22 protein-coding genes are annotated in these 25,393 nt (G+C 70.6%); 10 read left to right on the top strand and 12 right to left on the bottom strand.

The window, feature by feature from the left end:
• Positions 1 to 7: 7 nt before the first annotated feature.
• The gene (gene rocF, locus BM144_RS09645; protein ID WP_092951576.1) at positions 8 to 964 is read right to left on the bottom strand and encodes an arginase; all 957 of its coding nucleotides are present in this window, start codon (positions 962 to 964) and stop codon (positions 8 to 10) included.
• Between the two features lie 45 nt (positions 965 to 1,009).
• A complete protein-coding gene (ocd, locus tag BM144_RS09640) occupies positions 1,010 to 2,140 on the bottom strand; it encodes an ornithine cyclodeaminase (RefSeq protein ID WP_092951574.1) in 1,131 nt (376 codons plus the stop codon).
• Positions 2,141 to 2,260: 120 nt separating this feature from the next.
• Here ocd and BM144_RS09635 point away from each other — a divergent pair, with 120 nt between their 5' ends.
• The 5 genes from BM144_RS09635 (at position 2,261) to minE (ending at position 5,622) form a co-directional block, all read left to right on the top strand.
• Positions 2,261 to 2,710: an Lrp/AsnC family transcriptional regulator gene (locus tag BM144_RS09635; RefSeq protein WP_092951572.1), complete on the top strand. Its 450-nt coding sequence runs from the start codon at positions 2,261 to 2,263 to the stop codon at positions 2,708 to 2,710.
• A 95-nt stretch (positions 2,711 to 2,805) separates the two neighbouring features.
• The gene (gene pssA / locus BM144_RS09630) at positions 2,806 to 3,429 is read left to right on the top strand and encodes a CDP-diacylglycerol--serine O-phosphatidyltransferase (RefSeq protein ID WP_092951570.1); all 624 of its coding nucleotides are present in this window, start codon (positions 2,806 to 2,808) and stop codon (positions 3,427 to 3,429) included.
• Positions 3,430 to 3,712: 283 nt separating this feature from the next.
• Positions 3,713 to 4,486 (top strand): septum site-determining protein MinC, encoded by a 774-nt coding sequence (gene minC, locus BM144_RS09625; protein WP_092951568.1) that lies wholly within the window; start codon positions 3,713 to 3,715, stop codon positions 4,484 to 4,486.
• Between the two features lie 50 nt (positions 4,487 to 4,536).
• Positions 4,537 to 5,352 (top strand): septum site-determining protein MinD, encoded by an 816-nt coding sequence (minD, locus tag BM144_RS09620; protein ID WP_092951566.1) that lies wholly within the window; start codon positions 4,537 to 4,539, stop codon positions 5,350 to 5,352.
• A gap of 3 nt (positions 5,353 to 5,355) precedes the next feature.
• Positions 5,356 to 5,622: a cell division topological specificity factor MinE gene (minE, locus tag BM144_RS09615; protein ID WP_092951564.1), complete on the top strand. Its 267-nt coding sequence runs from the start codon at positions 5,356 to 5,358 to the stop codon at positions 5,620 to 5,622.
• 110 nt (positions 5,623 to 5,732) lie between these two features.
• On the opposite strand, the gene BM144_RS09610 is transcribed toward minE, so the two are convergent.
• Entirely contained in the window at positions 5,733 to 6,254 is a 522-nt protein-coding gene (locus tag BM144_RS09610; protein ID WP_092951562.1) for a flavin reductase family protein, read from the bottom strand.
• A 134-nt stretch (positions 6,255 to 6,388) separates the two neighbouring features.
• Here BM144_RS09610 and BM144_RS09605 point away from each other — a divergent pair, with 134 nt between their 5' ends.
• Both BM144_RS09605 and BM144_RS09600 read left to right on the top strand, forming a co-directional pair.
• Entirely contained in the window at positions 6,389 to 7,177 is a 789-nt protein-coding gene (locus BM144_RS09605) for an alpha/beta fold hydrolase (protein WP_092951560.1), read from the top strand.
• Positions 7,177 to 8,442, top strand: a complete 1,266-nt coding sequence (locus BM144_RS09600; RefSeq protein ID WP_092951558.1) for a M14 family zinc carboxypeptidase — start codon at positions 7,177 to 7,179, stop codon at positions 8,440 to 8,442. The genes BM144_RS09605 and BM144_RS09600 overlap by 1 nt, the downstream gene beginning before the upstream one ends.
• 27 nt (positions 8,443 to 8,469) lie before the next feature.
• Here the strand turns inward: BM144_RS09600 and BM144_RS09595 are convergent, their stop codons facing one another.
• Positions 8,470 to 9,024 (bottom strand): flavodoxin family protein, encoded by a 555-nt coding sequence (locus BM144_RS09595; RefSeq protein ID WP_092951556.1) that lies wholly within the window; start codon positions 9,022 to 9,024, stop codon positions 8,470 to 8,472.
• A gap of 48 nt (positions 9,025 to 9,072) precedes the next feature.
• Positions 9,073 to 10,407 (bottom strand): D-amino acid dehydrogenase, encoded by a 1,335-nt coding sequence (locus BM144_RS09590; RefSeq protein ID WP_092951554.1) that lies wholly within the window; start codon positions 10,405 to 10,407, stop codon positions 9,073 to 9,075.
• Positions 10,408 to 10,496: 89 nt separating this feature from the next.
• Between BM144_RS09590 and BM144_RS09585 the strand changes: the two genes are divergently transcribed.
• Entirely contained in the window at positions 10,497 to 11,414 is a 918-nt protein-coding gene (locus BM144_RS09585; protein WP_092951552.1) for a LysR family transcriptional regulator ArgP, read from the top strand.
• A 55-nt stretch (positions 11,415 to 11,469) separates the two neighbouring features.
• Entirely contained in the window at positions 11,470 to 12,087 is a 618-nt protein-coding gene (locus BM144_RS09580) for a TetR/AcrR family transcriptional regulator (protein ID WP_245783604.1), read from the top strand.
• A gap of 193 nt (positions 12,088 to 12,280) precedes the next feature.
• On the opposite strand, the gene BM144_RS09575 is transcribed toward BM144_RS09580, so the two are convergent.
• The 3 genes from BM144_RS09575 to BM144_RS09565 all read right to left on the bottom strand — a co-directional run bounded on the left by BM144_RS09575 (position 12,281) and on the right by BM144_RS09565 (position 14,692).
• Complete coding sequence (locus tag BM144_RS09575; RefSeq protein WP_092951548.1) at positions 12,281 to 12,706, bottom strand: universal stress protein; 426 nt, start codon at positions 12,704 to 12,706, stop codon at positions 12,281 to 12,283.
• A gap of 136 nt (positions 12,707 to 12,842) precedes the next feature.
• Positions 12,843 to 13,694, bottom strand: coding sequence for a metallophosphoesterase (locus BM144_RS09570; RefSeq protein ID WP_092951546.1), 852 nt, complete (start codon positions 13,692 to 13,694; stop codon positions 12,843 to 12,845).
• Entirely contained in the window at positions 13,691 to 14,692 is a 1,002-nt protein-coding gene (locus tag BM144_RS09565) for a LysR family transcriptional regulator (protein ID WP_092951544.1), read from the bottom strand. The genes BM144_RS09570 and BM144_RS09565 overlap by 4 nt, the downstream gene beginning before the upstream one ends.
• 127 nt (positions 14,693 to 14,819) lie before the next feature.
• Here BM144_RS09565 and BM144_RS09560 point away from each other — a divergent pair, with 127 nt between their 5' ends.
• Positions 14,820 to 15,251, top strand: coding sequence for a hypothetical protein (locus tag BM144_RS09560; RefSeq protein ID WP_092951542.1), 432 nt, complete (start codon positions 14,820 to 14,822; stop codon positions 15,249 to 15,251).
• 142 nt (positions 15,252 to 15,393) lie between these two features.
• Here BM144_RS09560 and BM144_RS09555 read toward each other — a convergent pair whose 3' ends face one another.
• From BM144_RS09555 to BM144_RS09540, 4 genes are all read right to left on the bottom strand, one after another.
• Positions 15,394 to 18,519: an efflux RND transporter permease subunit gene (locus BM144_RS09555; protein ID WP_092951540.1), complete on the bottom strand. Its 3,126-nt coding sequence runs from the start codon at positions 18,517 to 18,519 to the stop codon at positions 15,394 to 15,396.
• Positions 18,516 to 21,653 carry an efflux RND transporter permease subunit gene (locus BM144_RS09550; RefSeq protein ID WP_092951538.1) on the bottom strand — a complete coding sequence of 1,046 codons (3,138 nt, stop codon included), beginning with the start codon at positions 21,651 to 21,653 and terminating at the stop codon, positions 18,516 to 18,518. The genes BM144_RS09555 and BM144_RS09550 overlap by 4 nt, the downstream gene beginning before the upstream one ends.
• Before the next feature lie 13 nt (positions 21,654 to 21,666).
• Entirely contained in the window at positions 21,667 to 22,977 is a 1,311-nt protein-coding gene (locus tag BM144_RS09545; protein WP_092951536.1) for an efflux RND transporter periplasmic adaptor subunit, read from the bottom strand.
• Positions 22,978 to 23,265: 288 nt separating this feature from the next.
• On the bottom strand, positions 23,266 to 25,131 hold the full coding sequence (locus tag BM144_RS09540) for a phosphoenolpyruvate carboxykinase (GTP) (protein WP_092951534.1): 1,866 nt from the start codon (positions 25,129 to 25,131) through the stop codon (positions 23,266 to 23,268).
• Positions 25,132 to 25,393: the final 262 nt, after the last annotated feature.

The following is a 25,393-nucleotide window of genomic DNA, read 5'->3' as shown; positions in this document are numbered from 1 at the left end:
GGGGGCGTCAGCCCCGCCCGGCGGGCAGCGCGCGGACCAGTGTGCTCTTGCCGAACAGGCTCTCCACCAGATCGACCACCAGTTCGGCCGTCTGGTTGCGGATGTCGAGCGCGGGGTTCAGCTCCACGATGTCCAGCGAGGCGAGCCGGCCCGTGTCCGCGATCATCTCCATGCACAGCTGCGCCTCGCGGTAGTTGGGGCCGCCGCGCACGGTGGTGCCGGTGCCGGGCGCGATCTCGGGGTCGAGGAAGTCCACGTCGAAGCTGAGGTGCAGGTGCACGCCGTCGTCGTCCTGCAGGCCCGCGAGCGCACGGCGCATGACCTCGCGCATGCCGAGTTCGTCGATGGCGCGCATGTCGTACACCTCCAGGCCGAGCTGGTGGATCATGCGTTTCTCGGCCGCGTCCACGCTGCGCAGGCCGATCTGGCAGAGCTGCGCGCCTTCCAGCGCCGCCCCGGGGCCGCCCAGGCCCGCGAGCGAGGCCGGGCCCAGCCCGTAGAGGCTGGCCACGGGCACGCCGTGCACGTTGCCGCTGGGCGAGATCTCGGGCGTGTTGCTGTCGGAATGCGCGTCGAGCCAGAGCACGCGCAGGCGCTTGCCCGCCACGCGGCAGTGGCGCGCCACCGCGCTGATCGAGCCGATCGCGAGGTTGTGGTCGCCGCCCAGCATCACCGGCAGGCGGCCGGCCTCCAGCTGCGCATGCACGGCGTCGTGGGTGGCGCGGTTCCAGGCCTCGCATTCGGCCAGGTTGCGCAGGCCCTCGGCCGTGCGCTCGCCGCGCGGGTTCGGCGGGCCTTGCAGGTTGCCGAGGTCCTGCACCTCCAGGCCCAGGCGTTCGAGCGCGGGGCCGAGCTGCGCCACGCGCAGCGCATCCGGGCCCATGGCCGCGCCCAGGCGGGCGGCTCCGACGTCGGTGGGAACGCCGATCAGCGTGACCGGGCGCGCGAGGAGAGTGGTTTCCATAAGGGTCGCATTGTGGTGGGCGGGCGTGGCCGCGGGCGTCGGAGATCAGGCCGCTTCGTGGGCAGGCGCGGGCACGCGGGGCGCTGCCGGGGCCGCGCCGGGATCGTTCTCCGCCAGCCAGGGCCGCAGCTGCGCATACAGGTTCTTGGGGTCGGCCAGCGCGGGGACCAGCGCGATGCGCTCCAGCAGGTCGGCCGCCTGCCCGAGCGCGCGCATCGTGCGCAGCGCGGAGTAATCCTCCAGCGCGAAGCCGACCGAGTCGAACACGGTGACCTGCGCATCGGCGGTGCGCCCGGGCGCGAGGCCGGCGAGCACGCGCCAGAGTTCGGTCACTGCGAAGTCGGCCGGCATCTGCTGCAGGTCGCCCTCGATGCGGGTCTGCGGCTCGTATTCGACGAACACGCCGGCCGCGCGCAGCACGCCCGGGGCCAGCTCGGTCTTGCCGGGGCAGTCGCCGCCCACGGCGTTGAGGTGCATGCCGGGCTCCAGCATGTCGGCCTCGATGACCGTGGCGCGGGCCTTGTCGGCCGTCACCGTGGTCACGATGCCGGCGCCGCGCACGGCCTCCCGGGTGCTGGCGCAGGGCACGCAGCGCAGGCCCTCGCGGGCATAGGGCGCCAGATTGGCCATGAGCTTGCGCGTGGCCGCGGGGTCGGTGTCGAAGAGGCGCAGTTCGCGCACGCCGAGCAGGCCGAAGAACGCCAGCGCCTGGAATTCCGCCTGCGAGCCGTTGCCGATGAGCGCCATGCTGCGGCTGCCCGCACGCGCCAGGCGGCGCGCCGCCACGGCCGAGGCGGCCGCCGTGCGCAGCGCCGTGGTGAGCGTGAGTTCGCCCAGGAACACCGGCAGGCCCGTGTCCACCGCCGCCAGCGCGCCGAAAGCCATCACCGTCGGCAGGCCGCCGTGCGGATTGGCGGGGTGGCCGTTGACGTACTTGAAGGCGTAGTCGCCGCCCGCGCGCGTGTCGGCCACGGGCATCAGCTCGATCACGCCGCGCGGCGAGTGCGCGGCGGTGCGGGCGGTCTTGTCGAAATCGTCCCAGCGCAGGAAATCGGCCTCGATGGCCTGGGCGATGGCGTGGATGCAGGCGATGACGCCGGTGCGGCCCACGAGTTCGGCGGCGCGCGGAGCATCGAGGAATTCGGTCAGGGCGGCCGGGCGGGGGGCGCGGGTCATGGTGTCTCTCCTGGAACGTAGGGGCCTGCCGAGGTTCCCACAGCCGCGCGGCAATGCATATCGCCAAAAATGCTGGCACTTGCGCAGAATGCTGCCGTTATGACAGCATCCGCTGCCGTTATGGACAAGATCGACCAGCAACTCATCGCCGCGCTGCGGCACGACGCCCGCGCCAGCGTGGCCACGCTCGCCGCGCGCCTGGGCGTGTCGCGCGGCACCGTCACCAACCGCATCCGCAAGCTGGAAGACACGGGCGTGATCGTGGGCTACACCGTGCGGCTGCGGCCCGAGGGCGAGACCGCCGGCCTGCAGGCATGGATGAGCATCTCGATCGAAGGCAACGACGCGCGCCGCGTCACCGCCTCGCTGCTGGGCGAGCCCGGCGTGCTCGCGCTGCACGCCACCAACGGCCAGTGGGACCTGTTGGCCGAGCTGCAGGTGGGCACGCTGGCCGAGCTGGCGCAGGCGCTGGAGCGCATCCGGCTCATCAAGGGCATCCGCAACACCGAGACCAGCATCCACCTCGAAACCCTGCGCGGGCCGCCACAGGGCGCCGCCCCGCGCCGGTAGGACATGCCTGACGGGCCGGGCGCCGGCCCCGTCCCATAATCGCCCGATGGCAGGCCGCCCGCCGGCCCGCCCCGACCCAGGAAGGACACTCCCGCATGACCCCCCAGACGCCCAAGCGCTTTTCGATGATCCGCGAGTTCCACCTCGCCGACTGGTTCACGCTGGGCAATGCGGTGTGCGGCGTCGGGGCGCTGTTCTCGTCCATGACCTACCTGGAGACCGCCGACGTGCGGCACGTGTACTTCGCGTGCGCGCTGGTGCTGGCCGCGCTCATCTTCGACGTGCTCGACGGCCGCATCGCGCGCTGGCGGCAGAAGTCCTCGGCCATGGGGCGCGAGCTGGATTCGCTGGCCGACGTGATCTCGTTCGGCGTGGCGCCGGCCATCATCGCCTACGCCTGCGGCATGCAGGGGCTCTACGACCGCATCGTGCTGGCCTTCTTCGTGGCCTGCGGCGTCTCGCGCCTCGCGCGGTACAACGTCACCGCCGAGACGCTCTCGGAAGGCTCGGGCAAGGTGAAGTATTTCGAGGGCACGCCCATCCCGACCTCGATCGTGCTCGTGGCGGTGATGGCGGTGGCCGCCTCGCTCGGCGCCGTGCGCGAGAACCTGTGGTTCGGCAAGCTGCTCGTGGGCGGCTTCACGCTGCACCCGATGGTGCTGCTGTTCGCGCTCTCGGGCTCGCTGATGATCAGCCGCATCCGCATCCCGAAGTTCTGATGCTCTGCCTGGATTGCTATTGTTTATATAGCAAGCTATTGAATAGATATGGCGGCATGGAGCCGAAAACGCTCTTGAAGTGAGCGCGCCGGGCCAGGCCGGTGGCGCCGGGGCGCGGCCTTGCGGGCCGGGCGGCCTGCGGCCCGGGCGCGGAACGGCCGCGCGTGGATACGCCCGGAGACAGTCCCGCCGGCGACCCCACGGTACACTCCCCCGCTTTGATCCCGCCAGCGTCCACGCCCTTCGTGCGGCGCGCTCCACGCCCCCATCCGCTCTCCCATCCATGGCCGTTGAAACGTCGGGCCCGGCCCGCACCAGCTTTGACCTCAAGAGCGCCCAACTGCCCGTGGTGGCCGTGGCGCTCAAGACCACCGACGTGGACGTGCTCGCCGCCGACCTGGCCGCGCGCCTGGAAAGCGATCCCGACTTCTTCGACAACGACCCGGTGCTCATCGACCTGGCCGGCGTGCGCGAGTCCGCGGAGCCGATCGACTTCACCGCCCTGTGCGCCGCGCTGCGCCGGCACCGCACGCGCCCCGTGGCCGCGCGCGGTGGCAGCCCCGAACAGATGGAGGCCGCCCATGCGGTGGGCCTGATCGCCGCGCCCGAGGCGCCGCCCGCCCGGCCCGCTGCCGCTGCTGCCGCCGCCGACCCGGCCGTGCGCGAAGTGGTCCGGGAAGTCGTGCGCGAGGTCGAGGTGGTGCGCGAAGTGCCCGCGCCCGGCCCCGGCACGGTGGTGGTGGACAAGCCGCTGCGCTCGGGCCAGCAGGTCTATGCGCGCGGCTCCGACCTCGTGGTGATGGCCGTCGTGAGCTTCGGCGCCGAGGTGATCGCCGACGGCAACATCCACGTCTATGCGCCGCTGCGCGGGCGGGCCATCGCGGGCGCCCGCGGCGACACGTCCGCGCGCATCTTCAGCACCTGCCTGGAGCCTCAGCTCGTCTCCGTGGCCGGCATCTACCGCACCACCGAAACCGAGCTGCCCGACAACGTGCGCGGCAAGCCCGCGCAGGTGCGGCTCGACGGCGAGAAACTGCTCATCGAGCCGCTCGCCTGAACCACCTTCCATCCGAACATCAGACCAACGTCCCAAGGGGAACTGCAGAAATGGCCAAAATCGTCGTCGTGACCTCCGGCAAGGGAGGCGTGGGCAAGACCACCACCAGTGCCAGCTTCGCATCGGGCCTCGCGCTGCGCGGCCACAAGACCGCCGTCATCGATTTCGACGTGGGCCTGCGCAACCTCGACCTGATCATGGGTTGCGAGCGCCGCGTGGTGTACGACCTCATCAACGTGATCCATGGCGAGGCCAACCTGAACCAGGCCCTCATCAAGGACAAGCAGTGCGAGAACCTCTTCGTGCTGGCCGCCAGCCAGACGCGCGACAAGGACGCGCTCACGCAGGAGGGCGTCGAGAAGGTGCTGAACGACCTCGCCGCGATGGACTTCGAATACATCGTCTGCGACTCGCCGGCCGGCATCGAGAGCGGCGCGCTCATGGCCATGCACTTCGCCGACGAGGCGCTGCTGGTCACCAACCCCGAGGTGTCCTCGGTGCGCGACTCCGACCGCATCCTGGGCATGCTCGGCAGCAAGACGAAACGCGCCATCGAGGGCAAGGAGCCCGTGAAGGAGCACCTGCTCATCACGCGCTACAACCCCCACCGCGTGCAGGACGGCCAGATGCTGAGCCTGGAGGACATCCAGGACATCCTGCGCATCGAACTCATCGGCGTCGTGCCCGAATCGGAGAGCGTGCTGCAGGCCTCGAACCAGGGCACGCCGGCCGTGCACCTGCAGGGCACCGACGTGTCCGAGGCCTACAAGGACGTGGTGGCCCGGTTCCTCGGCGAGGACAAGCCGCTGCGCTTCATCGACGCGCAGAAGCCCGGCTTCTTCAAGCGCATCTTCGGCGGGAGGTAAGCCATGGCCTCGTTCCTGTCCTTCCTGCTCGGCGAGAAGAAGAAGACCGCCAGCGTCGCCAAGGAGCGGCTGCAGATCATCCTCGCGCACGAGCGCAACGGCCGCAACGCCTCCGAGCCCGACTACCTGCCCGCGCTGCAGCGCGAGCTGGTGGCCGTGATCTCGAAGTACGTGAAGATCAACCCCGAGGACCTGAAGGTGCAATTGGAGCGCCAGGACAACCTCGAAGTCCTCGAAGTCAAGATCGAGCTGCCCGACACGGTGCGCTGAGCGCCCGCCCCGGTTCGGAGCGCGAATGGCCGCATGCCGCCGGATCCATTGGATTCTTTGCTATTGAATAAATAGCAGATGCGAGGCCCGCCGCCGTGCGGGCGCCGGGCTCAGAGCGGGTGCTCGGTGTAGAAGCGGCCGCCGTGGTAGAGCAGCGGCGGCACGCCCGGGCGGTGTGCGCAGTGCTCCACCTCGCCCACGAAGATCACGTGGTCGCCCTCGTCGTAGCGGCTGCGGTTGAAGCACTCGAACGTGGCCACCGCGCCCTCGATGAGCGGCGCGCCGGCCAGGCCCAGCGTGTAGGCCACGCCGGCGAAACGGTCCACGCCGCGCATGGCGAAGCGCTCGGCCAGCGCCTTCTGGTCGGCCGCCAGCACATTGATCGCGTAGTGCGAGCCGGCCGAGAGCGCGTTCATCGAGCCGGCCGTGCGCGACAGGCTCCAGAGCACCAGCGGCGGTGCGACCGACACCGAATTGAACGAACTCGCCGTGAGCCCGACGAGGCCGCCGGCCGCGTCCTGCGCGGTGACGATGGTGACACCCGTGGCGAACATGCCGAGCGCGTCGCGGAATTCGCGCGGGGAAAACCGCGGGGGGCTGGCCAGCACGGGCCGGGGCAGGGGACGTGTCACGGGGGAAGGGCGTGGGGCGCGGCGCGCGCCAGGCGGAGAAAAAGGGGTCGGCTATTATGGTCCGGCGTCCACGACCCCGCTGCGGCCGGGGGACCGTATCCCCACCGGGCGCGTTGTCGTTGCTGATCCCATCCATGGCCCTGCTTCCCACCTTCACCACCCTCGGCGCCGGCCCCACCGTGCTCATGCTGCACGACGCGGACGGCGGCCACCTGACGTTCGCTCCCCAGGTCGAAACCCTCGCCAGCGCCGGCTACCGTGCCGTCGCCTGGGACATGCCGGGCTACGGCCACAGCGCCCCCATCGAACCCTATGGCTTCAAGGGCCTCGCGCAGAGCTGCATCGCGCTGCTCGATGCGCTGCAGTGCGCGGAAGGCGCCACGCTGATCGGCCATGGCCTCGGGGCCATGGTGGCCGTGGAAGTGGCCGCGCGCGCGCCGCGCCGCGTGGGCCGGCTCGTGCTCTGCGCGGGCGGCCCGGCGCTCGACGGCGAAGGCCTGCGCACCTGGGTCGCGCCGCGGCTGGAGGCGCTGGAGGGCGGCGAATCGATGGAGCGCATCGCCCAGCTGCTGGTGCCGCGCCAGTCCGGCACGGGGGCGCACCCCGAGGGCGCGCGGCTCGCGGGGCACGCCATGGGGCTGGTGCACCGCGCCACCTTCCGGCGCGCGCTCGACCTGCTGCCCGCCTTCGCGCGTGATGCCTCCGACCTGGCCCACCTCGCCATGCCCACGCTGCTGGTGAGCGGCGAGCAGGACCCGTGCATGCCGCCCGAGGCGCTGCAGGCCCTGGCCCATGTGCTGCCGGATGCGCGCCACCTGAGCCTGCCCCACGTCGGCCACTGGCCGCAACTGGAAGACCCCGACAATTTCGACGCCGCGGTGCTGGATTTCCTCGGCTCCTCCGCCGTCCGGGTGGTGCACTGATGGCGGCGCGCGAATCCGGCACCCCCGGGGTGCCCGCCGCGCCGCGCGGCCACCGGCCCGGCGCACTGTGGCTGCTGCCCCCGGCGGCCGTGCTGGCGCTGGCCGCGATGGGCGCATCGGTCTGGGACCCGCGCGCGCTGCAGCCCGCCGGGCAGGGCGGCGGGGCCGCGTCCGATGCGGTCGTCACGCTGGGCCGCGGGCACCTGGGCACCGGGCACGCCGATGCCGGCTACCACTCGGTGGTCGTGCTCGGCGCGCCGGCCGAACGGTCCGCGGCGCCGGTGGCCCTGCCGGGTGCCTCGGGGCCGGCCGCACCGCGCGCCGTCGCCCCCGCACCGCGCGGGGCGGCGCCGGCCGTTGGTGCGGGCCGCAACGCCGGAGCGCCCGAGCCAGCCGCCCCGCCGGTGCCTGCCGCCCAGGTCCCGGTGCCCGTGCCGCCGCCGGGCGCGGCCGAATCGGTGGCCGCCTGCGCGCAATTGCTGCCCCGCCTGCCCACGGTGGACCGGGCGCTGTGCGAATCCACGCGGCTGTCCGAGAGCGGCGCGCGCTCGCGCAAGGGCACGCCGCTCTACTGGCGCGACGTGGCGCCGGCCGCGGGCGCTCCCGGCGCGCCGGAGCCGCTGCGCGTCCTGGTGGTGGGTGCCATCCATGGCGACGAACTCACCTCGGCATCGCTCGCGCTGCGCTGGATCGGCTTCGCGGGCCAGCCGCTGCCGGCCTCGCGGCAGGCCGTGCACTGGCGCTTCATCCCGGTGCTCAACCCCGACGGGCTGCTGGCTAGGCCGGCCACGCGCGTGAATGCCCGCGGCGTGGACCTGAACCGCAACTTCCCCACGCCGAACTGGGAGCGCGACGCGCCGCTCTACTGGGAAAAGCGCACCCGCCGCGATCCGCGCCGCTGGCCCGGGCCCGAGCCGCTGTCGGAGCCCGAATCGCGCTTCCTGCACACGCAGATGGAGGGCTTCCGGCCGGACCTGGTCGTCAGCATCCATGCGCCCTACGGCGTGCTCGACTACGACGGCCCGCTGCCGCCGCCCAGCCGGCTGGGGCAACTGCGGCTCGACCAGCTCGGCATCTTCCCCGGATCGCTGGGCCACTACGGCAGCGTGCGCCAGGGCATGCCGGTGGTCACCATCGAGCTGCAGCACGAGCTGCGCATGCCCGACGACCAGCAGGTGCGGCAGATGTGGCGCGATCTGCTGCGGTGGATGGACACCCACCTCGCCGCCACCGATACCCCGGCCGCCGGGATCTCAGGCAAATAGCCCGCATGCCGCCGGATCCATTGGCTTTTATGCTATTAAAAATGTAGCGGATTGCTGTACGGCCGACGTGTCGGCCTGCACGGCGCCCGGCGGGCCGCCCTTGCCCCAGAGCGCTCCGCGAAAGCGCATGCCGAGGAACTGCGCGCACAGCTGCACCGAATCGACCATGGGCTGCGCCTTGGCGCGGTCGCCGCTGGTGGCGATCAGCCCGAGCGTCTTGGCGGCCATGCGCTCCTTGAACTCCAGGCCCGGCACGCGCATCCAGGCGCTCCAGTGGTCCAGGTAGGTCTTGAGCATGGAAGGAATGCTGAACCAGTAGACCGGCGCCACGAACACGATCTCGGTGGCCTCCAGGGTGGCGTCCAGCAGCGTGCGCAGATCGCCCTCGGGCGCGGGATAGGTGCCGGCCGTGTGGCGCAGGTCCACGAAGGGCGGCAGGTCCAGGCGCGCGAGGTGCAGCCAGGTCTGCGCGGCGCCTTCGGGCAGCGCGGCCGCGGCCTGGCGGGCCAGCCACTCGGTGTTGCCGACATGGCCCGGCTCGCGGGTGGAGGCGTTCAGGAATAAAAAATGGGAAGGCGACATGCCGGCGATCGTAGCGCCGCCATGCCGCCCGCCCCAAGGGGAAAAGGGTCAGGCCGTCACCGGTGCGCCGCGCGCCGTGCTCTGGCGTGCGTCGAATCCCAGGAAGCCGAAATCCATCGCCGGGCGTTCGCCGCTCAGCAGCTCGGCCATGGCCTTGCCCGAGCCCGCGCCGTGCGTCCAGCCGAGCGTGCCGTGGCCGGCGTTCACCCAGAGCCGGCCCACGCGCGTGCGGCCGATGAAGGGGATGTTGGTCGGCGTGGCCGGGCGCAGGCCGGTCCAGTACTGCGGATCGCCGCCTTCCTCGGGCGTGCGCGTGTCGCACACGCCGGGCAGGATCTCGGCGATGCGGCGCGAGAGCATGTGGCAGCGCGCCCGGGCGAGGGGGCTGTCCAGCGACAGGTCGAAGCCGCCCAGCTCGATGGTGCCGGCCACGCGCAGCACGTTGCCCAGCCGGCTCATCGCGATCTTCTTGCCGTCGTCGATGGTGGACACCATGGGGGCGCCCTCGGGCCTGAGCAGCGGGAAGGTGGCGCTGTATCCCTTGCCGGGGTAGATGGGCAGGTGCACGCCCACCGTGCGCAGCAGCGGCGCCGTGTAGGAGCCGCAGGCCGCCACGAAGGCATCGGCGCGCAGGTCCTGCACCGCGGCACCGGGTTCGCGGGAGCGCACGGCGACGGATTCGATGGCATCGCCCGTCCGCTGCAGCCGCACGACGTCGTGGCCGAAGAGGAACTGCACGCCGCGCTCGGCGCAGCGGCGCGCGAGCGCCTGGGTGAACACGCGCGCATCGCCGCTCTCGTCGGTGCTCGTGTAGGTGCCGCCGGTGATGCGGTCGCCATAGGCGCGGAACGCCGGCTCGATCTGCAGCAGCTCGTCGCGGCTCACGAGGCGGCGCTGCACGCCGTATTGCCGCATCAGTTCGACGGCGTGGCCGGCGGCCTCGAAGGATTTCTGGTCGGTGTAGAAATGGGCGATGCCGCGTTCGAGCCGGTGGTACTCGATGCCCGTGGCGCGCACCATGTCCTTGAGCGTGGCGTGGCTGTAGGCGCCCAGGGCCACGATCTGCTGCACGTTGCGCGCGAAGGCCGTGTCGTTGCACTGCGCGAGGAACTTCAGGCCCCATCGCCATTGCTCGGGGTCGAGCTGCGGGCGGAACAGCAGCGGCGCCTCTTTGTCGAACATCCACTTGAGCGCCTTCCAGGGCGCATCGCGGTTCGCCCAGGGCTCGCAGTAGCTCACCGAGATCTGCGCCGCGTTGGCGTAGCTCGTCTCCAGCGACGCGTCGGGCTGGCGGTCGACGACGGTGACTTCGTGGCCGCGTTCGGCCAAGTGCCACGCGGTGCTGATGCCGATGATGCCGGCGCCGAGGACGATGGTTTTCATAGCTGTGCAGTGTGCTTGCGCTGCCTTTTTTTTTGAAGAGGAATTAAACTTCCTCCAAATTCATCAGTTCCCCTAATGATTCTGCCGCCATGAGCACCTTCGATCCCGCCGCCCTGGAATGCTTGGCCGCCATCGTGGAAGAGGGGGGCTTCGAGCGCGCCGCCCAGCGCCTGAACGTCACCCAGTCGGCCGTCTCGCAGCGTCTGCGCGCCCTGGAGGCGCAGGTGGGCTCGGTGCTCATCGTGCGCAGCCGCCCGCTCAAGCCCACGAGCGCGGGGCAGTTGCTGCTCAAGCACACGAAGCAGTTGCGCCTGCTGCGCGCCGACCTGGAGCGCGACCTGCAGGACCTCGCGCCCAGCGCGCCCGGCGGCGCCCGCGAGGACGAGCGCATCGCCATCGCGGTCAATGCCGACAGCATCGCCACCTGGGCGCTCGACGCGCTGCACGACCTGGCCCGCCAGCGACTGCCCCTCGAAATCATCGTGGACGACCAGGATTTCACGCAGGAATGGCTGCGGTCGGGCCAGGTGCTGGGCTGCGTGACCACGCTCAAGCAGGCGCTGCGGGGCTGCAAGGTCGTGCCGCTGGGCGCCATGCGCTACGTGGCGGTGGCCTCGCCGGGGCTGGTGGAGCGGCACCTGCCACAGGGCCTCACGCCGCACAGCTGCCGCGACGTGCCCTTCCTGTCGTTCAACCGCAAGGACGACATGCCGGCCGAATTCATGATGCGGGCATTCGGGCTCAAGCGCGTGGCGCTGCACCACCTCTTCCTGCCCAGCTCGGAAGGCCAGGTGCGCGCCGCGATCGCCGGATGGGGCGCGGGCGTGGTGCCTGAACTGCTCGCCCGGCCCGCGCTGGCCGCCGGCACCCTGGTGGACCTCGCGCCCGGCCATGCGCTGCCCATCCAGCTCTATTGGCACTGCTGGAATCTGGAGTCCGAGGTGCTCGACTCCCTCACCGAGGCCCTCACCGCCACGGCCTCCCGCACGCTGGCGTCCGCCACGTGACAGGGCCCGTCCCCGGCCCCTCCGGGGGCCTTGACACAGGGCCTAAGATGTGAACATGAACACGTCCGTTCCACCCCGCCGATCCTTCAAGGCACAGATGCACGAGGCCCGCGCCCAGGCCATCGTGGCCGCCGCGGGCCGGCTGCTGGGCGAAAAAGGCTTCGAGGCGATGACGCTGGACGAAGTGGCCGCCGAGGTGGGCGTCGCCAAGGCCAGCCTCTACAAGCATTTCTCCGGCAAGGAAGACCTCTGCGCTGCCGCCATGGCCCATGCCGTGGACCGCCTGAGCGAATTCCTCGACGGCCTGCCCGCCGACACCCCGCCCTTCGAATGCCTGCGCCAGCTCCTGCGCTGGCTGCTCTCGCTGCAGCTCACCGACGAGCTGCCCCTGCTGCTGAGCCGCAACTCGGGCCTGGAGCGCCCCTTGCGCGAATGCACCGCCTACCAGAGCGCCCTGCAGGGCGTGAGCGAACGCATCACGCAATGGATCGACCAGGCGCAGCAGGGCGGGCAACTGAGCCGGGTCCTGCCGGCCGAGGTGATCCTCTACTCGCTCTACGCGCGCACCGCCGATCCGCTGCTGTCGATGCTGCGCGAGCAGGGCGGCTACACCGATGGGCAGATCATCGACTGGGCCGTTCAGACCTGCTTCGATGGGCTGGGGGCGAGGTAGAGGGGACATCCCCCTGAGGCGCTGCGCGCCTTCCCCCTTCTCTCGACCGTGGGAAGGGGGACGACGCCGGTGGCCGGGTGAAGCCGGTTCCACGGCGTCTGCTGGCATGGCCTGCTCCGCGGCCGCCTGACCGGGGAGGGCCCGCCTTGTTCCTCGGCTGCTGGCTGTGCCGGGGCTGCGGGGCGGGGCGCTCTCAGCGCACCAGCAGCACCGGCACGCGGCTGCTGGCCAGCACCTGGGTGCTGACCGACCCCATCACGAGCTTGCCGAGCGCACCGTGGCCGTGGGAGCCCATGACCAGCAAGTCGTACTGGCCGGCATCGGCCACCTTGGCGATGGTTTCGCCCACGGGGCCGGTCTTCACGAGGCGCTTGGCCGTGATGCCGTGGCGCGCGAGGAACTTGACGACCGGGTTCGTGACCTTGTCGGCCTCGTCGGCGTAGTACTTCTCGACCACGTCCTTGCCCAGGGCGGCCCGTGCCCGGGGCGGCAGCGGCGACTGCACGGTGATGACGGTCACATCGTGCGTGCCGCCGGCGAGCAACTCGTCGTGGGTGGCGAGATAGGCCAGCATTTTCTTGGTGTAGGCGCTGCCGTCGACGGCCAGGAGGATGTTCATGGTTGGATGGTTTCCACAAAGATGGTGTTTGAAGACTAAAGCGCGCCTGTGCCTGTTGTCTTGACCTGGGTCATCTTTGTACTGCCGTGCGCTCGGGGGCTCGAAACGCGCCCCTGCGGGGTGCGTCCCGGAACCATCATACGGTGACCGTGAAATGCGGCCGGAAGGTTTCCTGCTCGCCCTTGCCGGCATATCCCAGCGGGTTGGCGACCACACGGCACTGCCAGGCGCTGCCGTCCGCACGGGTGCCCTGCGCGGTGTAGTCGCTCGGCGCGTGCAGATGGCCATGCATCCAGACCTGCGCATGGGGCAGGAGGTCGTCGAGCGCGTTGCAGAAGCCCGCCGTGCCCGGCACCAGCCCATAGCGCGGATCGGCGCTGCGCAGGCTGGGCGCGAAGTGGGTGACCGCAACCGTGGGGCCGTCGAACGGCTCGTGCAATGCCTCCCGCAGCCAGCGCTGGCAGGCCAGGGCTTCTTCGCGCATCGGCTCGGCCAGGAACGGCTCGCCGCCGCGCGTGCCACCGGTCTTGCGCAGGTAGAAATTGGCGGCGCGGAACGCCTTGTCGCGGTGGCGCAGCAGCTGGGTGGTGTCCGTGCCTTCGCCGCTCTTGTCCCAGGCGAGCGCATCGAAGTCGCTCCACAGCGTGGTACCCACGAAGCGCACGCCCTCCCGCACCGCCGTCGTGCGGTCCAGCCATTGCAGGCCGAGGCGGTCGCAGGTGGCCCGCAGCCGTTCGCGGCCCGCGTCGAAATCGGCCATGTCGTACTCGTGGTTGCCCGGGACGAACAGGACCGGCACGGGCCAGCCGGCGTATTGCGGCAACGGGGAGAAGCGCGCAAGCCCGAAATCGTCGTCCGCCAGGCGGGAGCCGCTCTGGTAGGAGCCGATATCGCCCGCCAGGACGAGCAGGTCGGCGCCGGGGGCGGGGCTGGGCTGGAACGCGGGGTGGGCCTCCAGGTGCAGGTCGGACAGCAGTTGGATCTTCATGTGCCCGGATTGTCCGGTGCCGGGCGTGCCCGCGCTGCCGGCGGCTGCGCCGCCGTGTGCAGGGCCGATCGGGCCATGGCATCCCGCAGCCAGCGGTGGGCGGCATCATGGCGTCGGCGGCGGTGCCAGAGCGCATCCACATGCACGGTGGGCAGCGGCATGGGAAGAGGGCGCCAGACCAGTTCCCCGCCCAGGCTGGCCACGCCCACGAAATGGCGCGGAAGCACGGTGAGCAGGTCGGTGGTCGCCACCACGCGGCCGGCCGTGAAGAACTGGTTCACCGTGAGCACGATGCGCCGTTCGCGCCCGAGCGCGGTGAGCGCTTCGTCGATGAAGCCATACGGCTTGCCCGAGAAACTCACCAGCAGATGGCGGGCGGCGCAGTATTGGTCCAGCGTCAGCGGCTCCCGGGCCAGGGGGTGGTCCTGCCGCATCACGCACACGTACTCGCCGTCATAGAGCCGCAGGCTCTCGTGCGCGATCACGCTGTCGGTCTGCGCGCGCGCGGTCAGGTCGGCCATGACGGCGGGAAAGTAGCCCACGGCCATGTCGGTGGAGTCGTCGTCCAGCAGGCCACGCGGGTCCCGCGTGGTGAGCGGCACCACGCGCAGCGAGACGCCGGGCGCCTCGCGCTCCACGATCTCCACCAGCGGCGGAATCAGCGTGGCGCCCGTGGCATCGGCCATCGCGAGCACGAAGGTGGAATTGGCGGATGCCGGATCGAACGCGCCCGGCGCCAGCGACTGCTGCAACTGGGCCAGGGCCTGCCGGACCGGAGGCCACAGGGCCAGCGCGCGCGGCGTGGGCTCCACGCCCTGGCCCTTGCGCACCACGAGATCGTCGCCCAGCACCTCGCGCAGCCGCCGCAGGGCGTTGCTCACCGCCGGCTGGGTCAATGCCAGCTTCTCGGCCGCACGGGTCAGGTTGCGTTCTGCCATGACCTCATCGAAGACGCGCAGCAGGTTCAGGTCGAGCGAGCGGAAATTGATGGGTTGCATGCCTCAGCCATCACAGTGATGAATGTCTGGGATTCAAAATATAAAGTGGAACAACCATGGGGTAAACCCTAAGATACCTGCATTCGCCCGGCAACTTCGCCACAAGCGACTGAAAGGGTCTTACATCATGACGAACTTTGTACACATCGACTACCGTACCGAACATGCTGGCGTGGCACGTGCCGAACAGGCCGCTTCCACGCTGAAGAACGCCTTCGACGGCGCCCGCGGTGCCTCCTCCCTGCTGCTGGCTGCCGTTGTCGCCGCCGTGCTGGTGGTGGCCAACCAGGTGCTCGACACCTGGGGCGAAGGCCATGCGCTTGCCGCCTGGATGGTGCTCTGGCTGATCGCCTTCGCAGCCCTGGCCCTGCTGGCCGGCCCCGTCCGCCGCACCGCCGCTGCGCTGCGCGCAGGTTTCCAGGCCTGGAAGGAAGCCCGCCGCCGTGAAGCCGAAGACGAAAAGACCTGGAATGCGGCCCTGTACGACGCCCGCATCATGGCCGACCTGAGCCGCGCCATGAATGGCATCGCCGTGGACAACATCCGCCGCTACTACTGATCCGCACTGCGGTTACGGCGCCACGGCAGGGCCGGGCGCATAGTACAGCCGCTTCAGCGTTCGCTTCGAAGGCGCCCTTGCAGGGCGCCTTTTTTCATGGGCTGCTGCCGCCGCATTCGCGATGGGGTTGCGAGAGAGCCGGTCATCCCCCGTGCGCGGCAACCGGGGCATTGCGGGGGCCCAGCCACCGTTCGCGCCACCGCTCCAGTCCCTGGTAGATCACCGGCGTGGTGTAGAGCGTGAGCCACTGGCTGGCGGCCAGGCCCCCCACGATGGCCCACCCCAGGGGCCGGCGGAGTTCGGAGCCTTCGCCGCTGCCCAGCACCAGCGGCAGTGCGCCCAGCAGGCCGGCAAGGTTGGTCATGAGGATGGGGCGCAACCGCAGCACCGCCGCCTGCCGGATCGCGTCGCGCGGTGCCAGGCCGTCGCGCCGTTGCGCTGCCAGGGCGAAGTCGATCATCAGGATGGCGTTCTTCATCACGATGCCGATGAGCAAGAACAGGCCCAGCAGCGCCATGAGGCTGAAGGGCGTGCCGGTCAGCCAAAGCGCCGCGAGCGCGCCGATGCCGGCGGGCGGCACGGTCGAGAGGATGGTGAGCGGGTGCAGCGCGCTCTCGTACAGCATGCCCAGCACCAGGTACACCGCCAGCACCACGCCCAGGATCAGCCAGGGCTGGGAGCGCACGGCCCGCGTGCGCGCCGCATCCTCGCCGGTCGGCGCGACATGCACCGAAGCCGGGAGCATGGCGCGTGCCAGCAGGGCATCCAGCGCCTGCTTCCCCTGCTCTTGCGTGACACCGGGGGCCAGGCTGTAGCCGATGTACATGGCCGCGAAGAGTCCGTCGTGCCAGACCTGGTCGTCCGCCAACCCGTAGCGCCAGGTGGCGAAGGCCGTGAGCGGCACGCGCTCTCCGCGCGAGGAGCGCACCTGCACCTGCGCGAGCGATTCCGGCTGGGCGGTGAATCGCGGGTCCAGCTCCATGACCACCCGGTACTGGTTGAGCCGGTCATAGAGGGTCGCCACCTGCCGCTGCGAGAACGAGTTGTTGAGCACGGTGGCCACGGTGTCCATGTCCACGCCCAGGCGCCGGGCGGCCTCGCGGTCGATGTCCACCACCACCTGCTGGGCGCCGCCTTCGCTCACGGCCTGCACATCGGTGAACTCCGGGGCCTCGCCCATGGCCTGGGAGATCTTGCGGGCCCAGGTCCGCAGCGGGCCGGCTTCGCCCGACCGCAGGATGACGGCGGTATCGGCCTCGCCGAACGACAGGCTGCCGATCTGGATGTCCTGTTCGATGCTGGGGCTCAGCACGCCGCCCGGCACGGCAGGCGCGGTCCGCCGCAGCCGGTCGATGACGGCCTGGGTCGGCTCCCCGCCACGCTCGTCCAGCGGCTTGAGGCCCACGATGAGAAAGCTGTTGGCCACGCTGCCGCTGCCACCGCTGGTGCCGGCCACGTGCGCCACCGCCGGATCGGCGAGAATCAGCCGGCGGTAGGCCTCGATCTTCGGCTGCATGACCTGGAACGAGAAGCCGTCGTCGCCGCGGATGAATGCATGCACGATGCCGGTGTCCTGCCGCGGCAGGAGGATCTTGGGCAGTGACTGGTACAGCCATACGTTGACAGCGATCACGCCTGCGAAGGCAACCAGCACCACCACGGGATGCGCCAGTGCCCATCCCAGGCTGCGCTCATAGGTGCGCCGCAGATCGCCCAGCATGGCCATCGCCAGCGTACCGATCCGGGCGATCCGGCCTGCGGAAGTGCCTGCCGCCGGGGCCTGCCGCTGCGCGCGCAGCCCCCAGGCGCACAGCACCGGCGTGACGGTGACCGACACGCCCAGCGAGATCAGCATGGCGGCGGCCAGGGTGAGGGAGAACTCCCGAAAGAGCCGTTGCACCATGCCGCCCATGAACAGCACGGCCACGAACACCACCACCAGCGCCAGCGTCATCGCCACGAGCGTGAAGCCGACTTCCTGCGTGCCGCGCAGTGCCGCGCGCAGGGGCGAGAGGCCGCGTTCGATGTGCCGCTCCACGTTCTCCAGCACCACGATGGCATCGTCCACCACCAGCCCCGCTGCCACGATGAGCGCCATCAGCGACAGGTTGTTGAGCGAGAAGCCCGCCCAGTGCATGGCGGCGAAGGTGCCGATGAGCGACACGGGAATCGCCACCACGGGAATGAGCGCCGTGCGCAGCCGGCCGAGGAAAGCGGCCACCACCGCCACCACCAGCCCCACCGACAGCAGCAGCGTGAAATGCGCTTCGCGTAGCGTGGCCCGGATGCCCTGCGATCGTTCCACCACCACCTCCAGCCGCGCGCTGGCCGGCACGAGCGTGCGCAGGTAGGGCAATTGCGCGCGCACCGCGTCCACGGTGGCGACGATGTTCGCGCCCGGCTGCCTGCGCACCTGCAGGATCACGGCATCGCGTTCGTTGTGGAACCCGCTGCTGTAGCGGTTTTCCGTGGAATCGGTCACGCGCGCCACGTCGGACAGATGAACGGCCGCACCGTCCTGCCAGCGCACGATGAGTGGCGCGAAGTCGCTGGCCCGCGCGGGCGGCGACGCCATCGACAGCGGCCACTGCCGGGTGCCGTCGTCCACGGCGCCGAGCGGCTGCACGGTGGTGCTGCGCGCGATGGCCGTGCGCACATCGTCCAGCGCGAGCCCCTGGTGCGCGAGCGCGCCCGGGTCCAGCTGCACCCGTACGGCCGGCAGCGACGCGCCGCCGACGGACACGTCGGACACGCCCGGGACCTGCGCGAGTTTCTGCGCCAGGATGGTGGAGGCCGCGTCGTAGAGCGCTGCCGAAGGCAATTCGGGAGACGACAGCGCCAGCACCACCACGGGGCGCTGCGCCGCCTGGATCTTGCGGAAGGTGGGGTTGCCCTTCATGCCGGGGGGCAGTTGCGCGCGCACGGCATTGATGGCGGCCTGCACGTCGCGCGCCGCGGCATCGAGGTCGCGGCCGATGTCGAACTCCAGCTTCACGTCGGTCGATCCCTGGAAGCTGTTCGAGGAAATCGCCGTCACGCCGGCGATGGCGCCGAGCGCTCGCTCCAGCGGCGCGGCCACCGTCGCGGCCATGGTCTCCGGGCTGCCGCCCGGCAGGCTGGCGCTCACGCGGATGACGGGGTAGTCCACCTGCGGCAACGCCGCCACGGGCAGCAGGCGCCAGGCGAGCAGGCCCAGCAGCACCAGGGCGCAGGCCAGCAGCACCGTGCCGACCGGGCGCCGCACGCACAGCCGCACGAGGCCGTTCATGGCTGGCGCGCCTCCCGCAGGCGCCGCGGCCCGAGCCGGTCGAAGAACAGGTAGACCACGGGCGTGGTGAAGAGGGTGAGCACCTGGCTCACGATCAGCCCACCCACCATCACGATGCCCAGGGGCTGGCGCAGCTCGGCGCCCGAGCCGCCCGCGAACATGAGGGGCAGCGCGCCGACCAGCGCGGCCAGCGTGGTCATCAGGATCGGCCGCAGCCGCAGCAGGGCGGCTCGGCGGATCGCTTCGTGCGCCGACAGCCCCAGGCGGCGCTGCGCATCGAGCGCGAAGTCCACCATCATGATCCCGTTCTTCTTGACGAGGCCGATGAGCAGCACGATGCCGATCACGGCCACCATGTCGAGCGGCCGTCCGGTGGCCAGCAGCGCCAGCAGCGCGCCCACGGCGGCCGAGGGCAGCGTGGAGAGGATGGTGACCGGGTGGATGGCGCTCTCGTAGAGCACGCCCAGCACGATGTACATCGTGACCACCGCCGCGAGGATGAGCCAGAGCGTGTTCGACAGCGACGCGCGAAACGCCTCGGCCGCGCCCTGGAAGCGCACCTCGATCGGCGGCGGCAGGCCCGCGCCGGCGATTTCCGCCTCGATGGCCTGCACGGCCGCGCCCAGCGAGGCCTGCGCGCCCAGGTTGAAGGACACCGTGGCGGCCGGGAACTGGCCCTGCTGCGCGATCTGCAGCGGAGCGGGCTGCTGCACCACGCGCGCGATGGTGGCCAGCGGCACGCTCCGCCCCGCCGGCGTGGTGACATAGGTGGTCTGCAGCGCGTCCAGCCCGCGCGCATGCCGCGGGTCGACCTCCAGCACCACGCGGTACTGGCTGGCCTGCGTGAAGAGCGTGGCCACCTGCCGCTGGGCATAGGCGTTCTGCAGGGCCGTGGCCACGTCGGCCACGGTGAGGCCCAGGCGGGCGGCCGCGTCGCGGTCCACCTCCACGTGCGCCTGGCGGCCCTGCTGCTGTAAATCGCTGGTGACGTCGGCCAGCTCGCGGCGCGCCTGCAGGCGTTCCACGAGGCGGGGCACCCAGGTGTCCAGCAGCCGGGCATCGGGCGTGGTGAGGGTGAAGAGGTATTGCGTGCGGCTGACGCGGTCTTCGATGGAGAGTTCCTGCACCGGCTGGAACCATGCACGGATGCCAGGCACCTGCGCAGCCCTCTCCCGCAGGCGCGCCAACAGGGCTGCGGCCTTGTCGCGTTCCCCGTGCGGCTGCAGGTTGAGCAGCATGCGCCCGCTGGCGAGCGAGGCATTGCTGCCATCCACCCCGATGAACGACGCCAGGCTGGCCACCCCGGCTTCCTGCAGCAGGGCATCGGCCAGGGCCTGCTGGCGCTGCGCCACCACCGCGAAGGCACTGCCGGGCGGCACCTCGGTCACGACCTGCACCACGCCGCTGTCCTGCACGGGGAAGAAGCCCTTCGGCACGGCGGCATACAGGCCCGCGGTGAGCGCCAGCGTGGCGAGCATCACGGCCAGCGTGAACCGCTGGTGGGCCAGCACCCAGTCGATGGCACGGGCGTAGCGTGCGAGGGCGCGGACCATGAAGCCGCCTGCGGCGCCCGCACCGGGGGCGGCGGCATGCGGCGCGCGCAGCAGCCGCGCCGCCATCATCGGAGTGAGCGTGAGAGACACCACCAGCGACAGGCCGATCGCCACGGCCAGCGTGAGCGCGAATTCATGGAACAGCCGTCCCACCACGTCGCGCATGAACAGCAGCGGGATCAGCACCGCCACGAGCGACACGGTGAGCGACACCAGCGTGAAGCCGATCTCCGACGCACCCTTGAGTGCCGCGCGCAGCGGCGGCTCGCCGGCCTCGCGGTGGCGGGCGATGTTCTCCAGCATGACGATGGCGTCGTCCACCACGAAGCCGGTCGCGATGGTGAGCGCCATGAGGCTCAGGTTGTTGACCGAGAAGCCCAGCAGCACCATGGCGCCGAAGGTGCCGACCAGCGAGATCGGCACCACCACGGCGGGAATGAAGGTGGCCGAGGGGCTGCGCAGGAACAGCCAGGTGACGGCCACGACCAGCAGCACGGCGAAGACCAGTTCCTGCTGTACGCCGCGCACCGAAGCGCGGATGCTCTGCGTGCGGTCGGTGAGCACGGCCACGTCCACGGCGGCGGGCAGGGTGGCCGTGAGGCGCGGCAGCAATTCGCGCACGCGGTCCGCCACCTCGATCACGTTCGCGCCGGGCTGGCGCTGGATGTTGACGAGCACCGCCGGCTGGCGGTCCGCCCAGGCGGCGAGGAAGCGGTCTTCCGGCCCGGTTTCCACGGTGGCCACGTCGCCGAGCCGGATGGGCGCGCCGGCCTGCGACTGGCTTGCAGGCTGGGTCGCGCCAGCGGGTGCGGCGGCCGCGCTGTCGGACGGCGAACGCCATGCCACGATGAGGCGGCGGTAGGCCTCGGGGCTGGTGATCTGGTCGTTGGCGTCCAGCAGCGTGGTGCGGTAGGGGCCGTCGAAGCTGCCTTTGGGCTGGTTGGTGTTGGCGGCTGCGATGGCGCGGCGCAGGTCTTCCATACCCAGCCCCTGCGCGGCCAGTGCGGAAGGATTGGCACGCACCCGCACGGCGGGCCGCTGCCCCCCGGCGAGGCTGACCAGGCCCACGCCCGACACTTGCGAGAGCCGTTGCGCCACGCGCGTCTCGACCAGGTCGTGCACCTCGTGCAACGGCAGGCTGGGCGAGGTGATGGCCAGGGTGAGGATCGGCGCATCGGCCGGGTTCACCTTGCGGTAGATGGGCGGCGCCGGCAGATCGGCGGGCAGCAGGTTGGCGGCGGTGTTGAGCGCCGATTGCACATCCTGCTCCGCCACGGCCAGCGGGGCGTCGAGCATGAACTGCAGCGTGATCACCGACGCCCCGTGCGCGCTGGTGGAGGACATCTGCTTGAGCCCGGCGATCTGCCCGAGCCGGCGTTCCAGCGGCGCGGTGATCGCACGTGCCGTGACGTCGGCGCTCGCGCCCGGCTGGAACGTGAAGACCTGGATGACCGGATAGTCCACCTGCGGCAGCGCGGCCACCGGCAGCATGCGCCACGCAATGGCACCCGATGCCAGCAGGGCCAGCATGAGCAGCAGCGTGGCCACCGGCCGCAGGATGAAGGGGCGCGACAGGTTCATGGGCGGCAGGGTGTCAGCGGACCGAGGCGGCCGCCGATGCGCGCACGGCCGGGGTGCCCGGTCCCGGCAGCGACGCGCTGCCTTGTGCCGTGGAGGCGGCCGGAGCGCGTTGGCGCTGCTGCAGTTGCAGGGCGGTCTGCGGTGCTTCGCCGTCCACCACGCGCACCACCTCGCGGCCTTCGCGCAGGCGGTCTAGGCCTTCCAGCACCACGGCCTCGCCCGGTGCCAGTCCTTCTTCCACGGACACGTATTCGCCATCGCCGGGGCCCAGCACCACGCGCCGCAGGACCGCCTTGCCTTCCCGCACGCTGTAGACGTAGGGGCCCTGGCTGCCGTGCTGCACGGCGTCGGCGGGGATCACGAGCGCGTCCCCGAGCGTGCGCACCTGCAGGCGCACGTTCACGAACTGCTGCGGAAAGAGCGCATCGTCGGCATTGTCGAACTGGGCCTTCATGCGCAGCGTGCCGGTGGCGGCATCGATCTGGTTGTCGAGCGTGGTGAGGCGGCCCGTGGCCAGCAGCGTTTTCTCGGCACGGTCCCATACCTGTACGGCCAGGCGGCGGCCGTCGCGCTGGCTGGCGCGGATGGCGGACAACTGGGCCTCCGGCACCGCGAAGAGCACGGCGATCGGCCGTGTCTGCGCGATCGACACCAGGCCCTGCGTGTCGCCGGCCACCACCAGGTTGCCCGCGTCGAGCCGGCGGATGCCCAGGCGCCCACCCACGGGGGCCTCGATGCGCGTGTAGGAGAGCTGCAGCCGCGCCTCGTCCGCCTGGGCCCGGGCCGAGGCCAGGCTGCCGCGCAACTGCGCCACCAGCGCCTCCTGCGCGTCGAGCTGCTGGCGCGCGATGGAGTCCTGCTCCAGCAGGGTGCGGTAGCGGACCTGATCGCGCTCGGCGTTGCGCAACTGCGCCTGGATCTGCTGTAACTGGCCTTCGGCCTGGGCCAGCCGCACGCGGTACGGCGCGGGGTCGATTTCCGCGAGCCATTGGCCTGCGCGCACCTCCTGGCCTTCCTGGAACAGCACCCGGGCAAGCGTGCCTTCCACGCGGCTGCGCACCACCACGCTCTGCAGCGGGGTGGCGGTGCCCACGGCCTTGATCTGCTCGGTGAGCGCGCGGCGTTGCACCTCCACCATGCGCACGGGGATGGGGCCGCTCCAGGGGTTCGGCCCCGCCTCGGGCGCGGCCCCGGGGCGCAGCAGCACGTAGCCGGCCAGCGCCCCCAGCAGGAGCAGGCCGAGCAGCGCCAGCCACAGGCGGCCCGTGCGCGCAGGCGCTGTAGAAGAAGAAACGGGAGCGGCGGGCGGATCCTGGGGTGCCATGTGAACCATGTCGCCGCTGGAGGGCGGCTGCGAAAGGAGGCCGCGGGCGAGGAGCCCGGCAACGGGAAGGCGCAAGCGCATGTCGTGCCGGTTGCGCAGCAGAGGCGGCTCCGGGCAAGAGCCGGCGCCGGACGACTGTATCCGAAAGCAACCTTCTGGATGAGAATGAATGTCAACGCGTAAGGCTTTTGCGGACAGTCGGCGTCCACGCAAAAAAGCCCGGGCTGCAGGGCAACCCGGGCTTTTGGATGCAAGGCAATGGCAGCCCTGCAGGCCGCGGCGTTCCGATCAGGCCGTGGCGAGGCGCTGTTCCAGCGCAGCCTTGGTCTTGAGCATCTCGGCCGGCAGGTGGTAGGCCAGCTGGTCGAAGTGCGCAGCGTGCAGCTTCAGTTCATCGGCCCAGGCGGCCTTGTCGATGCTGGTCACGGTGTTGAACTGTTCGCCCGAGAAATCCATGCCGGTCCAGTTGATCTCGCCGTACTGGGGCGCAACGCCGAAAGCGGTTTCCTGGCCGGCGGCACGGCCTTCGATGCGGTCGATCATCCACTTCAGGACGCGCATGTTCTCGCCATACCCGGGCCAGACGAACTTGCCGGCCTCGTCCTTGCGGAACCAGTTGGTGGTGTAGATGCGCGGCAGCGTGGCCCCCGAAGCGGCGATTTTTTCGCCCAGCGTCAGCCAGTGCTGGAAGTAGTCGCTCATGTTGTAGCCCATGAAGGGCAGCATGGCGAACGGATCGCGGCGCACCACGCCCTGGGCGCCGAAGGCGGCGGCGGTGGTTTCCGAGCCCATGGTCGCGGCCATGTACACGCCCTCGGTCCAGTTGCGTGCCTCGGTCACCAGCGGCACGGTGGTGGAGCGGCGGCCGCCGAAGATGAAGGCGTCGATCTTCACGCCCTTGGGATCGTCCCAGGCCGGGTCGAGCGCGGGATTGTTGGTGGCGGCCACGGTGAAGCGGGCGTTGGGGTGCGCGGCCTTGGCGCCGGTTTCCTTGGCGATCTGCGGCGTCCAGTCCTTGCCCTGCCAGTCGATCAGGTGATCGGGCAGCTTGCCGGTGTCCTTTTCCATGCCTTCCCACCAGACGTCGCCGTCGTCGGTCAGCGCGACGTTCGTGAAGATCACGTCACGGTCCAGGCTGGCCATGCAATTGGGGTTGGTGTGGTAGTTCGTGCCGGGGGCCACGCCGAAGTAGCCGGCCTCGGGGTTGATGGCACGCAGGCTGCCGTCGGCCTGGGGCTTGATCCAGGCGATGTCGTCGCCGATGGTGGTGACCTTCCAGCCTTCGAAGGCCTTGGGCGGGACCAGCATCGAGAAGTTGGTCTTGCCGCAGGCGCTCGGGAAGGCGGCAGCCACGTGGTATTTCTTGCCCTCGGGGCTGGAGACGCCCAGGATCAGCATGTGCTCGGCCAGCCAGCCCTGGTCGCGGCCCATGGTAGAGGCGATGCGCAGCGCGAAGCACTTCTTGCCCAGCAGCGCATTGCCGCCGTAGCCCGAGCCGTACGACCAGATCTCGCGTGTCTCGGGGTAGTGCACGATGTACTTGGTCTTGTTGCAGGGCCAGGACACGTCCTGCTGCCCGGCTTCGAGCGGGGCGCCGACAGTGTGCACGCAGGGCACGAAGTCGCCTTCCACGCCCAGCACGTCGTACACGGCCTTGCCCATGCGGGTCATGATCTTCATGTTGACGGCCACGTAGGGGCTGTCGGAGAGTTCGATGCCCACGTGCGCGATGGGCGAGCCCAGCGGGCCCATGCTGAAGGGCACGACATACATCGTGCGGCCCTTCATGCAGCCGTCGAACAGCGGCTGCAGCGTGGCGCGCATCTCGGCCGGGGCCATCCAGTTGTTGGTCGGGCCGGCGTCTTCCTTGTTGGCGGAGCAGATGTAGGTCCGGTCTTCCACGCGGGCCACGTCCGACGGGTCGGACCAGGCGAGGTAGCTGCCGGGGCGCTTGGCGGGGTTGAGCTTCTTGAAGGTGCCGGCATCCACCAGTTGCTGGCAGAAGCGGTCGTATTCCTCCTGCGAACCGTCGCACCAGTGGATGCTGGCGGGCTTGCAGAGGGCGGCCATGTCGGCCACCCAGGCGAGCAGTCGGGCGTTCTTGACGTATGCGGGAGCCTGGAGGTTGAGGCCTTGCATGGTGGGTGCGTTCATCGGGAGCTTCCTGAAGTTGAAAACGGTCTTTTCAAAGGAAGCGGCCGGAATGCGGCATGGCCGCGCTGGCTCCTGAGCGCTGTCTTTGAAAAAACGGCTTGCGGCTCAGTCGGCGGGCGGACAACGCTGGAAGGGATGTGGATCGCGCTGGAGGCGACGGGTCATCCGCAGGTCGGCTGGAGATGACGATTTTATGAATCCGCCCTCGCCCTGTCTGTCGGACAGGGGCAAAATTCATGCAAAAAGTGCATGGGGTTATGTG

The organism is Paracidovorax konjaci (genome assembly GCF_900112675.1).
Lineage (GTDB): Bacteria > Pseudomonadota > Gammaproteobacteria > Burkholderiales > Burkholderiaceae_C > Paracidovorax > Paracidovorax konjaci.
This window is presented reverse-complemented; position numbering and strand designations above follow the sequence as displayed.

Bases quoted from the DNA above. Each gene is read 5' to 3' on its own strand.
- rocF (WP_092951576.1), bottom strand. From the start codon at position 964: ATGGAAACCACTCTCCTCGCGCGCCCGGTCACGCTGATCGGCGTTCCC.
- ocd (WP_092951574.1), bottom strand. From the start codon at position 2,140: ATGACCCGCGCCCCCCGCCCGGCCGCCCTGACCGAATTCCTCGATGCT.
- BM144_RS09635 (WP_092951572.1), top strand. From the start codon at position 2,261: ATGGACAAGATCGACCAGCAACTCATCGCCGCGCTGCGGCACGACGCC.
- pssA (WP_092951570.1), top strand. From the start codon at position 2,806: ATGACCCCCCAGACGCCCAAGCGCTTTTCGATGATCCGCGAGTTCCAC.
- minC (WP_092951568.1), top strand. From the start codon at position 3,713: ATGGCCGTTGAAACGTCGGGCCCGGCCCGCACCAGCTTTGACCTCAAG.
- minD (WP_092951566.1), top strand. From the start codon at position 4,537: ATGGCCAAAATCGTCGTCGTGACCTCCGGCAAGGGAGGCGTGGGCAAG.
- minE (WP_092951564.1), top strand. From the start codon at position 5,356: ATGGCCTCGTTCCTGTCCTTCCTGCTCGGCGAGAAGAAGAAGACCGCC.
- BM144_RS09605 (WP_092951560.1), top strand. From the start codon at position 6,389: ATGGCCCTGCTTCCCACCTTCACCACCCTCGGCGCCGGCCCCACCGTG.
- BM144_RS09600 (WP_092951558.1), top strand. From the start codon at position 7,177: ATGGCGGCGCGCGAATCCGGCACCCCCGGGGTGCCCGCCGCGCCGCGC.
- BM144_RS09595 (WP_092951556.1), bottom strand. From the start codon at position 9,024: ATGTCGCCTTCCCATTTTTTATTCCTGAACGCCTCCACCCGCGAGCCG.
- BM144_RS09590 (WP_092951554.1), bottom strand. From the start codon at position 10,407: ATGAAAACCATCGTCCTCGGCGCCGGCATCATCGGCATCAGCACCGCG.
- BM144_RS09585 (WP_092951552.1), top strand. From the start codon at position 10,497: ATGAGCACCTTCGATCCCGCCGCCCTGGAATGCTTGGCCGCCATCGTG.
- BM144_RS09580 (WP_245783604.1), top strand. From the start codon at position 11,470: ATGAACACGTCCGTTCCACCCCGCCGATCCTTCAAGGCACAGATGCAC.
- BM144_RS09575 (WP_092951548.1), bottom strand. From the start codon at position 12,706: ATGAACATCCTCCTGGCCGTCGACGGCAGCGCCTACACCAAGAAAATG.
- BM144_RS09570 (WP_092951546.1), bottom strand. From the start codon at position 13,694: ATGAAGATCCAACTGCTGTCCGACCTGCACCTGGAGGCCCACCCCGCG.
- BM144_RS09565 (WP_092951544.1), bottom strand. From the start codon at position 14,692: ATGCAACCCATCAATTTCCGCTCGCTCGACCTGAACCTGCTGCGCGTC.
- BM144_RS09560 (WP_092951542.1), top strand. From the start codon at position 14,820: ATGACGAACTTTGTACACATCGACTACCGTACCGAACATGCTGGCGTG.
- BM144_RS09555 (WP_092951540.1), bottom strand. From the start codon at position 18,519: ATGAACGGCCTCGTGCGGCTGTGCGTGCGGCGCCCGGTCGGCACGGTG.
- BM144_RS09550 (WP_092951538.1), bottom strand. From the start codon at position 21,653: ATGAACCTGTCGCGCCCCTTCATCCTGCGGCCGGTGGCCACGCTGCTG.
- BM144_RS09545 (WP_092951536.1), bottom strand. From the start codon at position 22,977: ATGGCACCCCAGGATCCGCCCGCCGCTCCCGTTTCTTCTTCTACAGCG.
- BM144_RS09540 (WP_092951534.1), bottom strand. From the start codon at position 25,131: ATGAACGCACCCACCATGCAAGGCCTCAACCTCCAGGCTCCCGCATAC.